The sequence below is a fragment of the Cytobacillus sp. FSL K6-0265 genome (assembly GCF_038003465.1).
GTDB lineage: Bacteria > Bacillota > Bacilli > Bacillales > Cytobacillaceae > Cytobacillus > Cytobacillus stercorigallinarum.
In genome coordinates this window covers 39016-50855 of record NZ_JBBOPE010000002.1, presented here as the reverse complement: position 1 = coordinate 50855, position 11840 = coordinate 39016, and the positions used below count along the sequence as shown (strand labels likewise).

At 34.0% G+C, this 11840-nt stretch carries 12 protein-coding genes and 3 pseudogenes; 8 read left to right on the top strand and 7 right to left on the bottom strand.

The window, feature by feature from the left end; translation table 11 throughout:
- Positions 1–574 precede the first annotated feature (574 nt).
- The 4 genes from MHH73_RS22430 to MHH73_RS22415 form a co-directional block, all read right to left on the bottom strand.
- A complete protein-coding gene (locus tag MHH73_RS22430) occupies positions 575–835 on the bottom strand; it encodes a hypothetical protein (RefSeq protein WP_251162689.1) in 261 nt (86 codons plus the stop codon).
- Positions 836–874: 39 nt separating this feature from the next.
- A complete protein-coding gene (locus MHH73_RS22425; RefSeq protein WP_251162688.1) occupies positions 875–1219 on the bottom strand; it encodes a zinc ribbon domain-containing protein YjdM in 345 nt (114 codons plus the stop codon).
- Between the two features lie 202 nt (positions 1220–1421).
- Positions 1422–1760, bottom strand: coding sequence for an ArsR/SmtB family transcription factor (locus MHH73_RS22420; protein WP_251162687.1), 339 nt, complete (start codon positions 1758–1760; stop codon positions 1422–1424).
- A gap of 27 nt (positions 1761–1787) precedes the next feature.
- The gene (locus MHH73_RS22415; RefSeq protein ID WP_251162686.1) at positions 1788–3548 is read right to left on the bottom strand and encodes a SulP family inorganic anion transporter; all 1761 of its coding nucleotides are present in this window, start codon (positions 3546–3548) and stop codon (positions 1788–1790) included.
- 578 nt (positions 3549–4126) lie between these two features.
- Between MHH73_RS22415 and MHH73_RS22410 the strand changes: the two genes are divergently transcribed.
- The 5 genes and pseudogenes from MHH73_RS22410 to MHH73_RS22390 form a co-directional block, all read left to right on the top strand.
- Positions 4127–4330 carry a hypothetical protein gene (locus tag MHH73_RS22410; protein ID WP_251162685.1) on the top strand — a complete coding sequence of 68 codons (204 nt, stop codon included), beginning with the start codon at positions 4127–4129 and terminating at the stop codon, positions 4328–4330.
- 148 nt (positions 4331–4478) lie between these two features.
- Positions 4479–4937 (top strand): DNA mismatch repair protein, encoded by a 459-nt coding sequence (locus tag MHH73_RS22405; protein WP_251162684.1) that lies wholly within the window; start codon positions 4479–4481, stop codon positions 4935–4937.
- Positions 4938–5010: 73 nt separating this feature from the next.
- Positions 5011–5178, top strand: coding sequence for a YtzI protein (ytzI, locus tag MHH73_RS22400; RefSeq protein WP_251162683.1), 168 nt, complete (start codon positions 5011–5013; stop codon positions 5176–5178).
- Positions 5179–5984: 806 nt separating this feature from the next.
- Positions 5985–6650: a recombinase family protein gene (locus MHH73_RS22395; protein ID WP_251162682.1), complete on the top strand. Its 666-nt coding sequence runs from the start codon at positions 5985–5987 to the stop codon at positions 6648–6650.
- A pseudogene (locus tag MHH73_RS22390) lies at positions 6647–6877 on the top strand (DUF4158 domain-containing protein); the annotation flags it as partial. The gene MHH73_RS22395 and the pseudogene MHH73_RS22390, both read left to right, overlap by 4 nt.
- 62 nt (positions 6878–6939) lie before the next feature.
- Here MHH73_RS22390 and MHH73_RS22385 read toward each other — a convergent pair.
- A pseudogene (locus MHH73_RS22385) lies at positions 6940–7275 on the bottom strand (recombinase family protein); the annotation flags it as partial.
- Positions 7276–7414: 139 nt separating this feature from the next.
- Positions 7415–8260 carry an AraC family transcriptional regulator gene (locus MHH73_RS22380; protein ID WP_010731423.1) on the bottom strand — a complete coding sequence of 282 codons (846 nt, stop codon included), beginning with the start codon at positions 8258–8260 and terminating at the stop codon, positions 7415–7417.
- 285 nt (positions 8261–8545) lie between these two features.
- On the opposite strand from MHH73_RS22380, the pseudogene MHH73_RS22375 reads away from it, so the two are divergent.
- Both MHH73_RS22375 and MHH73_RS22370 read left to right on the top strand, forming a co-directional pair.
- Positions 8546–9811, top strand: a pseudogene (locus tag MHH73_RS22375) (DUF4158 domain-containing protein); the annotation flags it as partial.
- A 198-nt stretch (positions 9812–10009) separates the two neighbouring features.
- On the top strand, positions 10010–10579 hold the full coding sequence (locus MHH73_RS22370; RefSeq protein WP_223254522.1) for a cupin domain-containing protein: 570 nt from the start codon (positions 10010–10012) through the stop codon (positions 10577–10579).
- A gap of 171 nt (positions 10580–10750) precedes the next feature.
- On the opposite strand, the gene MHH73_RS22365 is transcribed toward MHH73_RS22370, so the two are convergent.
- Positions 10751–11191, bottom strand: coding sequence for an Lrp/AsnC family transcriptional regulator (locus tag MHH73_RS22365; RefSeq protein ID WP_116354207.1), 441 nt, complete (start codon positions 11189–11191; stop codon positions 10751–10753).
- 132 nt (positions 11192–11323) lie between these two features.
- On the opposite strand from MHH73_RS22365, the gene MHH73_RS22360 reads away from it, so the two are divergent.
- A complete protein-coding gene (locus MHH73_RS22360) occupies positions 11324–11737 on the top strand; it encodes a carboxymuconolactone decarboxylase family protein (protein ID WP_116354206.1) in 414 nt (137 codons plus the stop codon).
- The last annotated feature ends 103 nt before the right edge of the window (positions 11738–11840 follow it).

The following is an 11840-nucleotide window of genomic DNA, read 5'->3' as shown; positions in this document are numbered from 1 at the left end:
TAGGGGTACCGCCAGCAAAACGCGGATTTACAACGTTAAGGATATTCCAGTATTAAAAATCCCAATCTCTCAGTGATTTAAATGAGAAATTGGGATTTAATTATTCAACGATTGGGTAGTTATCTACAGTATCAGCTCATAAAAGTTGAAAGAATGCACCTTTTATCGTTGATTACATGTAGTCATAGATACACGTATTAAGGACGTGACTTGAGCCCCCAGTGGGTACAATTGATACTTTAGGCTTAGTATGTTTTCCATCAGGCAACGAGCCTATCTATCACACCTACCGCGCTAACGCTTACTGTCCTTGAAGTTTAATCTGGAAGAAGTACACTTCCACACTAAACTTCAAGGTTGTTTCTTTCTCCAGTTACCCAAGTCTATTTCCCCATACCTTTGGATACGTTGAATACTATAAGAAATATCAGTATATAATGTTTCCACATAGATAGAAATCTGGTCGTTTTTGTATCATTACATACGTTAGATACGGTAGAAAAACATACTGTAGATAAGCGCCTGATTATGGAATAGTATAGAAGACTGACTAAAATACCCTTTATTAAAAATTTTAATAAAGGGTATGATCCAAAAAATTTATGCCTTTTTTTGCTTCCCATTCTTTTCTTAGGTCTTGTTTTGATAAATTTATAGCTGTTTTATCATTTTCACTCTCACCAAAACCAATAATTTTTTTATCATCTTTTTGATCATAAGAAGAATACGCGTGAAATAATCCATTTTTAAGCTTAAAAACAGCTGTTCTTATAGTATCCCCGATTTCGTCTTTAGTTTTTATATAGTAGAAGGTTGATGAAATTTGTGTCTCCATTTTTTCACACCTTTTTCAAATGATACCCTTTAGAAACATTTATATCTTTTTAACAAATTCAGATTTTAATTGCATAGCTCCAATACCATCAATTTTACAATCAATATCATGATCTCCGTCAACTAAACGTATATTTTTAACTTTTGTACCTATTTTTACGACTAATGAACTTCCTTTTACTTTAAGGTCTTTGATAACTGTTACAGAATCACCATCATTTAAGACATTTCCATTTGCATCTTTGAAAATCTTTTTATCTTCACTATTATCATTTTCTTTTTCTAATAAAGTCCACTCATGAGCACATTCTGGACAAACAAAAAGACTTCCGTCTTCGTAAGTGTATTCTGAACTACATTTTGGGCAATTTGGCACATTAACCATAATTTCTTTCCTCCATTCATTATTGTTAATTCTATATGAGAGTTAATTTCAATTTCCTTTTTTAAAACTTCGTAAGAATAGCAATTACGAACTTGAAAGCGAGTTCCTTATATGATTATATCCTGTCATGATCTCTTGAATTAGATGAAATTCATTTAAACTCTTTTCAAATTTGAAGAAAAGGTTATCCTTTTCTTTTTTTCTATTCCTCATTATCTGTATCATTGAATTTATCTAACATTGTTATCGTATCAACAAGGTGATTATTAAAAATTTGACGAGCAACACTGAGCAACTCAATAATCATAGGATCTCTTAAGGAATAAACGACCCGATTACCATCTTTGGTACCTGTAACTATATTTTTTGCTCTCAAGACTGTTAATTGCTGCGATACTGCCGAACCTTCACTTCCTACAAGATTTTGAATTTCATTTACATTTTTGTCTCCGTCAGCTAAAAGTTCAAGAATTCTTATTCTAAGTGGATGAGCAAGAGCTTTAAAAAATTCAGCTTTAAACCGTTGCATTTCTAAGTTCAATTTATTTCCCTCTCTTTCTAGATACAATTAAGATGTCGTAACTACTTTTCCTTTTTTTTCAATGTTCTCATGTGCACCCGAAAAGACTGTACATTCCCTAAAAGCAAAATGTTTGCATCCAAGACATTTGTCCTTATTTAGATGTTCAAGTGCAAAATCTATTGCATTTCCAGTACGATCAAAAAAACGCCCTTCTCCTATATATTCAAATAAACCTGTTTTTACTAGAACGCTTTTAGGTTGAGGTTTAATACCAGATATCAATACAACCCCGTGTTTGGAAAAATCCTTTACGATACTTGATAAATAAGATTCACCCGTTGTATCCATAAAAGGGACTTTTCCCATTCTTAAGAGTAAAACTCTCGGTTTGTAGTTGATCGTATTCATTATTGAGTGCTCAAACGCTTGAGCAGTCCCAAAAAATAAAGGACCTTCTACATTATAAATACTAATTTGAGGACAGTCACGAGCATCTGTCACCATTTTAGATTCCATCTTTTCATGTTTATTGTTTGGGTTAGGTAGTGCCTTGACTGTTACCGTAATATCGCTCATTCTTTTTGTAAATAAAACCACTGCTAATAAAAGACCTATTTCAACAGCAACTGTAAGATTAACAAAAACCGTTAATAAAAAAGTAACAACTAGAACAAGTGAATCTTCCGTTTTTGTTTTTAACACGTGATAAAATACATGCCTCTCACTCATGTTCCACGCTACAACCATTAAGATAGGGGCCATACTGGCTAATGGGATACTTGAAGCATAAGGAGCAAGAAGTACTAATACTAACAAAACGACAATTCCATGAATCATTCCGGAAAATGGCGAGAACGCACCATTTTTGATATTTGTCGCTGTTCTGGCTATGGCTCCTGTTGCAGGAATTCCACCAAATAAAGGAGTAATCATATTAGCGATACCTTGACCAATTAATTCTCGATTACTATTATGCTTACTATTTGTCATACCATCAGCGACCACTGCAGATAATAAAGATTCGATACCCCCAAGCAATGCAATTACAAAAGCTGGCCCAATTAATTGTTGCACGCGTTCAAAGGTCATTTCAGGTACCTTAAAATGAGGTAAGGCACTTGGAATCTCACCAAATGTTGAGCCAATTGTGGCTATTTGATTAGGATAAAATATGCTGGCTATCACTGTAGAAAATAATAATCCTATTAGTGGTCCTGGAACCTTCGGGGAAAATTTTGGCGTTAACAAGACCGCAATAAGGCATATTCCAGCAGTTAATACACTATAAAAATTAATAGAATGAATGTGAATGATAATTTCTCTGATATTACTTAAAAAGGTTTCATGTTTTTCTACCCCTGTAAGGCCTAGAAAATTAGCAATCTGACCCACAAAAATAATGACGGCTATTCCTGATGTGAAGCCTATAGTCACTGGCCTTGGAATGAATTTAATTAATGAACCAAGTTTAAAAATCCCCATTAAAAATAGGATAATACCTGCAAAAAATCCAGCAATTAATAAGTTTTCATATCCATAAGTCATGACTATTCCAAATAAAATAGGAATAAAGGCTCCTGTAGGTCCACCAATTTGATACCTTGACCCACCAAATAGTGAAATTAAAATACCTGCAATAATTGTAGTATATATTCCATATTCGGGTTTAACACCAGAAGCAATTGCAAACGCCATACCCAAAGGTATAGCAATGACACCAACGACTAGACCAGACAATAGGTCTTTTTGAAAATTCGGTAAAGAATACCCATTATATCTCCCAGTAAAAAACCATTTATGTTGCATAACCAACCCTTCTTCGTTTATAATATTTGCATATCTCTATATCTGATTATTTGAATATATTATGATATGAATTTACACTGTTTCCTTAATTATGTCAAAAGGAATTTTTGAGGTGAAATACATGAGAATAGGAGCAAGGGTTTTGTTTAATAACACAATATATAAAATTTTATATATTTTATCCAACGGGATATTTTAAACATACTATTAACCCAATTAATCTCAAACGAACAATCGAAAAAGTACAAGAACAAAAAGTAGAACAACGGTAGAGTATGTGTCTTTTCTCTTTTCGTAATATAATTATTGCTTTTCAACATTGGATAAGAGACTACAATACCTGCTCCTACTGCTGAACGCCTATATAATAAACAAAGTAGTTTTTGAAGGTACTTACTGAGTGTTTTGCTTAAGTTAAGGAATATTTTAAATACCTATTGCACTTTTTGGAACTAATTGACTTCCTTTTTACCTGTGCTCTCATTATGTCCAAGCACCAGCCTAAGAACATAATTAATGGAAATAGGAAATATCCCCCTTTATAGAAAGATAGAATTACTAGTAAGGATGGTGGGGAAATGGACATAAAATCTTACAAGGATAAAGACGGGAACAAGGTTGTTATAGGTGATCTAGTTGAGGTCATTTATCATGAACCTAATGTCGAAAAAATAGGTAAGGTAGTAGCTATAGAAAAAATAGGTCACTATGTTTGGATAAACTTAGAGGGGGAAGGACATATTTGGATGCGGGGCACAAGGCATACTAGAAAATTATACTAAATGGGCAGAACTAAGAGGTGGACAATGTGGGCAGAATAACGTTCATAGGTACGTGGATGGATACATAGTTACCTGTTTGCCATGGTCGGATTGGGTAAAAAATTGGTTAATCTAAGGGAGAAATTTAATTGCGGATGGAGCGAATAAGTTGAGTATAGAAATAAAAAGAGAAGACATTATCCAATATGGATTGAAGGTACTTCAATTAGTTGGGTCACATTATATTTGTGAGGTTTGTATAAAAAGTGGGAACTCTTGTTGTCAAGGGTGTGAGCTTTTAAAAGACGGTTTAGGGTGCCAAAAAAGAAATACTAGTTGTACTGCTTGGTTATGTGGTTTACAAAAATTCTTTTTAAATGAAATTGAATTGTTAGATGAGTGGGAAAACTTATGGGAACAGGTCCCTGGACAATGGTTCCGTAGGGATAACACCCCAGAAACAATAAAAATAAAATCATTACTTAATCATGAACAGTTAGATAGTAAAATAGGAAAACTGATGGCTGAAAAGTTAGAATTGTTTGTAAAAGAGGGAGGAAATATAGATAAGTTAGAAAGAAAGTTGAACCTAGATTTTGATCTTAGAAATTCAGAAAACTTTATATAGAAGATAGTAAGGTCATGTAAATTTATAAATAAAATCATTTAGTTATATAAATATTTGAGGAGGAACTATAAAAATGGCGAATTTTTTGATTGTAAGCTTAGTCATTATCTTTATTATCTTAATATTAAGTTTAACCACTACATCGAAAGCATACCAATATAAACATACTATTGACCCAGTTGATCCCCATTCAGCTGCTAACAATTCAAAAAAACAAGAAAATGACAATCAACAACGATAGAACAGTGTATCAAACGGTTGTTCCATTTCAGTTTTTTTGTTTCCTTATAATAAAAAGAGCACAATAATAAAATTCAGAAATTTCCTATTACTCAAGTATTTCCTAATGTTAAGGAAAGGTTACTTTCGTTATTAGTTACTTATAAACATCATTCCTACATCGGCTCTGACAGATTCCGTAAGCCCCGAGTAGCTGTTGTAATTCACTAGGTCTATTAATTCTTAAATTTCTTTTTTAAATTTCATTAAAGGATGTTTGAATGAGACCATTATTAACTTTTCGCTCAACAGCGTTACGGTAAATATCTACTAATAAATCATTCGATACTAACATCTCCAAGGATCTATCATTTATTATAACCTCAAATATATACTCTTTTTTTAATATTATGTGATTTATCGGTTTTATTATGTAACATCCATTAAACGGATATACAAGGTTCTTATTTAAAAATACATCGTTGATAAAATCAACGTTTCAAGCTTCTTCAGAATCCTCTTACTACATAAAAAATTGGTTTTATGCAACCTCTATTTCCTGTATTAATCTTACAAAGGTAACCTAATAACGTTTTTAAACAACGCTAATAATGTATTTATTTACTGGTTTAAATATCTTTATTGTCATTTAACAACAGTAATGTAAGGTATTTTTCATATTATGGTTACTGTCAAAAAGTATACTTTATGACACGTTGGAAAACAGATAATATTCTGTGTGTCAAAAAGTGTGCTTTTTTATTTTGAAACATTTCATTTTGTTGATATACTTTTTGACATAGTTTAATAGTTTAGGAGTTGATATTTTTGAAACTAGGGTACGCTCGCGTTTCTGCTAAGGATCAAAATCCAGAACGGCAGCTTAAAAAATTCCGTGAACTTGGAATTGAAGAACGTTATATCTTTATTGACAAGCAAAGTGGAAAAGATTTTAATCGGCCGCAGTATCAGGCGATGCTTTTAATCATTCGCGAAGGGGATTTGATATATCTTGATGCACTGGACCGATTAGGTCGGGACTATGATGGTATTATTCGAGAGTGGAAGTATATTACACGGCAGCTAAACGCAGATATCGTGGTACTAGAAAATGAGACGCTTTTTGATAGCCGAAAATTCCGAAGAATGGGCGATCTTGGAAAGTTAATGGAGGACCAATTTTTAAGCCTGCTTTCTTATGTAGCCGAGCAAGAACGTAAAAAAAATAAGCAACGGCAAGCCGAAGGAATTGAAGTGGCAAAGAAGAAGGGTGTGAGATTTGGGCGACGTAAGTACGAGATTAATGCAGATTTTATTCGGGTGTATGATGAGTGGAAATCTGGATCAATCACTGCGACGGAAGGAATGAAGCGTCTTGATTTAAAGCCAAATACTTTTTATCGACGTGTAAAGGAGTATGAAAATCAAAGAAAGGAGCAGATACCTTGCGCGGTAAAGAACTTCTTACAACAGACCAGCGACAAGAATGGATGACCCCTCCCAATGGTGAATGGGAGCTTGCTACTTACTATACCTTCTCGCAACATGATTTGGAAATCATAAATCGTCACCGACGAGACTACAACCGGTTAGGCTTTGCTGTCCAATTAGCACTACTCCGTTATCCAGGATGGAGCTTAACTGATATAAAGGAGATCCCCGACTTCTTGCTTGACTATTTGGCAAAACAGTTGGATATTGAGCCAGGAGTATTTTCCTTATAGGCCTAGTGACAGGGTTCCTGCTGTAGACCGCAAAGTAACTTTGGAGAAGTAATAAAATCCTATTTTTTTAGTTCTTCAAGCTTTCTTCTATTGACTGCTCTGTATAAGGAACCTTGTGATATTCCAGTTGCCGAGACAATCTCCTTTATGGAATATTCCTCACTATCATACATCCTTAGCGCAACAGCAAGCTTTTCTTTATCCAACTTGGGTCTACCTAATGTTTTCCCACGCCTTTTACTTGCTTCAAGTCCTTCCTTTACTTTCTCAGCAATAAGGTTTCTTTCTAATTCTGCAATGACACACATCATTTGGAACATGGCTTTGCCTGTAGAGGTTCTTGTATCCATATTTTCTTTTAAAGAAATGAATTGCACCCCCATCTCTTCTAACTGGGGTAGCGTCAGGAAAATGCGGATTTACAACGATAAGGAATTTCCAATATAAAAAGCCTGATTTCCCATCACCTAAATTGAGAAATTAGGCTCTTTTTTCGTTACTCCATAAACAGCATTCTATTACTGAATATGTAATTTACTTCGGGATAACAGGGACCCAGAGTTCGTGTCTTGGTTTATGCTTCGGACCGTAATAACATTCTATACACGGTAAATTTGCAAGTTCATACTCGGAGGTAGGGACCCACTCGGAATATAAACGTTTCCATGCATCCACTATGTTCGGAAAAACTGCCCATGTACTTGCGGGAATAATAAGCGTCTCCATATTTTCTGGGGATTCCCCATCGTATCTTACGCCCATGAAATAGGAAAATTGTTCATCTGTTATGGCAGCTTCTTTTCCGCAAACCCCCAGAAGGCTTTCAAGCGTGCATTTTGGATTTTCCCATGACATATCTACTAGTTCTTGCATAAATCCATCTTTTTTCGCAGTGTTCCAAAGCGTAGGGATTGTTTTAAATGCTCTGCTTGTTTTTACTGGCTTACTTTTTCCAACAATTCTTAATTCAAAATCAAGGTTTTCAATTCTGTACTCCATCTCGGTATCTCCTTTAATAGAAATTTGAAAGGAAATTCTGGGAAAGGCTTTTAACTGTACCCCTCTATTACGAGCATTGGAAGGGGTTACTCCATGCATTTTTTGAAAAGCACGTGAGAAAGTATCAGAAGAAACATAACCATATTTAATTGCCACATCAATGATCCGAATATCACTTTTTTGAATTTCAAATGCTGCGAGTGTTAACCGTCTACGTCTAATATATTCTGATAGCGATATACCTGAGATTGAAGAGAACATTCTTGAAAAATGAAACTCAGAACAATTAGCTGCTTTTGCAATCTCTTTGTAGTCTATTTCTTCATTCAAGCTATTTTCAATGTAGTTTAACGCATTGTTCATTCTTTCTAGCCAATCCATAAGTTTACTCCCTTTCAATATTTACTTTAAAACAAAATAGATAATAATTGCCGACATTTCATGCCTAAAAATGTTGGTATCAAAAAATAAACCTTTTGATAGAATCAGGACAAACTATTTGTTTCCTTCCGATAGGCTTAGTGACAGGGTAGCTGCTCTAGTCCGCAAGATTATTTCCAATAAAAGTAAAGTTGTTTTTTGATAATTTCGATAAGTATTGTTGATAGCTCACTATGTCGAAATTTATACTGTTTATAAAATGACATAGTGAGAAGAGGGAAACCATTGAAGAGAAATTGGAATCAAAATGAACTCGATGAACATTTTAGTTTATTGCCAAATGAAAATCACTTAGTGCTAAGTAAGAAAACAAGCGCAAACCGTTTAGGGTTTGCTGTCCTTCTTAAATATTTCCAACAGGAAGCACAGTTTCCTAACAAGAAGCAAGATGTGCCCAAAGAAGTTGTCCAACATGTAGCTGATCAAGTAGATGCTTCGGTAGAGGACTTTTTTGACAACTATGGTTGGGGTGGAAAAGAAAGAAGTTATACGGAACATCGAAAGGCAATACGTAACCTTTTTGGATTTCGAGAACTTACTGCAAACGACAAACATCTCTTCGCAGAGTGGTTAGGAGAACAGGTTCAGTTTACACATGATACCGACTACTTGAAAAATCAAGCATACAGTTTCTTTCGTACGTGGAAAGTTGAACCTCCTTCATTAGGAAGTTTGAAGCGAATGATTGAATCTGCTATCGATCATTTTGAAAAGAATTTATATAAAATGACCTATCAACAACTTTCTCCTAAGACCTGTTCACGATTAGATGCCTTTCTTGAATCACACTCTGATGAAGGGTCCGATGGTTATTTCGAAGCTAAAATTCCTGATGAAGAAAACAACGACATTTTAACCTTTCGCCAGTTGCTATCCTCTCCAGGCAAACCAAGTGTAAGTACGATGGAAATGGAAATCAAAAAACTATTAGCCATTCAACATCTTCAAATCCCTGATGGTTTATGTAAACAGATGTCTCCTAAACTAGTAAAAAAATATCGACTACGTGCAGCTACCGAAACCGTAACGGAATTGCGTGCTCACCCTGCACCTATACGCTATACCCTTCTTGCCATTTTATTTTCGCATCGTCATGAGGAAGTCATTGATTATTTAGCTGATTTATTGGATGAAATTGCGCTAAAATTCGGAAATAAGGCCAAAAATACAACCCGAAAAGAAGCAGTAGAAGAATTAGAAAGAGTCCAAGGGAAAAATAAACATATTGTCAATTTATTAAAAGCGACCGTAGATAACCCAGAAGGGGTCATTCAAGATACTCTATTCCCTATTGTTAGCTCTGATATGATTCGGGATATTATTAAGGACATGACAAAAAATAACCGGGAATACAAAGAAAAAATCTATACGAAAATGCACGCTTCTTACCAAGGTCATTATCGAAAGTCCCTTTCTAAAATTTTAAACAACCTTACTTTTCGCTCAAATAATCAAGTTCATCAGCCGATTATCGAGGCTATCCAACTAATGTTGATTTAAAATAAAGTCTGCTAATTTGTAAAAAAGTTCGATAATTTATAATAAAGTTTGATTAAAATTCCTGTATCAATGCAGGAATTTTTCATTCCGCAATCGGGCCAGATAACGGAATAAGAATTAGCAATGAACTTCTAAATCCGCTGGACATATGATGGGTTTATAATCATATATCTTTGGAGGTATGTTTTAATGAATAACCCTTTTTATATGTATCCTTATTATTCGAACACTTATTATAGTAATGGGCAAATGTGTAATCATGATAATATGTTTGGTCTTGGCTATGGAAATATGTCATATGCTAGGCGCTATGCAAATCAATATTGGTCATATCCAAACACTCAGGGATATACTAGTTCCATATTAAATGACCATGGAAAAGAACCTTTTGTAATAAATATCAATCAGGCTGCTAAACAAAATAATACCTATCGAGATACTATATGGACCGGAAGTCATTTGCAGGTGACCTTAATGAGTATTGACGTTGGAGATGATATAGGGTTGGAAATTCACCCTAAGGTTGATCAATTTCTACGAATTGAGGAAGGTCAAGGACTTGTTCAGATGGGTAAGAGTAAAGATAACCTGAATTTTGTAAGAAATGCGGGTGATGATTTTGCCATTATAGTACCTGCCAATACTTGGCATAATGTAACCAATACAGGTAATATACCGTTAAAGCTTTATTCAATTTATGCACCACCTAATCATCCTTTTGGTACTGTTCATAGAACAAAGGCAGATGCCGAAGGTTAGAAATCTATAGTCTTCTGGAATCGGGCGCAATTATTGAATAAGGTTATACCAGAATCGGGCCATTTTGTGGAATAAGCAGGAACTCGTTCAAGAATTTCCATTATTATTTAAGCATGCTATTTCAATTAACTGTCTGGTAAATAAAGAGTATTGCTTTTGACTGAAAACTTATCAATCCATATTAATTTTTAAATATGTTGAAACTTGTGAAAAAATAAAATGTGTTACAGTATGTGCGATTGGATTTACTTCATCAATAAACTTTTCTGTTTTATCGAACGTTTCAAATTGCATTTTAAGCATATAACACGCACTTCCTGCTATTCGATAACAGAATTCGACGTTTGGAAGTTTCTCAATATAATTTTTAAAAGATTTATAGTCACCATTTTTAACTGTTGCTTCAATTATGCATTGGATTGGTAAACCTAATTTTTCATAATTCACTTCTAAAGTATATTTTTTTATAACTCCAAATGATTCCATTTGCCTTACCCGTTCTGTTACTGATGGGGAGGACAGATTCACCCTTCTCCCAAGCTCGCTCATTGATAGACGGCTGTTATTAAGTAGTTCATCTAAAATTTTTTTATCAATATCATCTATTTTCATTTTTAAAGTCTATCCCCAATAATCGTTAATTTTATAAAAGATTAATTTGATAATCGTTATAAATTTAATTTGTTTTAGTGATTTTATTTTTTATAATTAATTTGTAATTAAATATAACAGGGAGGTACCTATATGGCAAGGATTGTTGGATCTAATTTCGGGGAAACACATTTTCAGAGACTATTGGGGCATAATAAAGAAGTAATGGAAGGATGGAATCAGTTAGGAAATGTGTTAGAAAAAGATGGACTACTAACATCTGAATTAAAGGAACAAGTAAGGAGAACATTAGCCCAAAGTAACGGATGTGAGTATTGTAAGGCGAAAGGAAAACCTGATCCAGATAAGTTTAATGAAAAAACTTCTATTGCAGTAGGATTTGCAGAAGTCTTTTTAAAACAAAAGGGTGACATAGCTGATTCATCTTTTGATATTTTAAAAGAATATTTCACTGAAGAGGAAATAAGTGAATTATGTGCATTTATCTCTTTTACAACTGCTTCACAATATTTTGGTGCAATGATGAAATTAGAACCTTTAAATTAATATTCTATTCATTCCATTATCGGGCGCGATTGTTGAGCAACACAGGTAGAAAATGATCAAACTTTTTTATAAAAACCAAACTTAAATCTGCTAAAGAAGAATC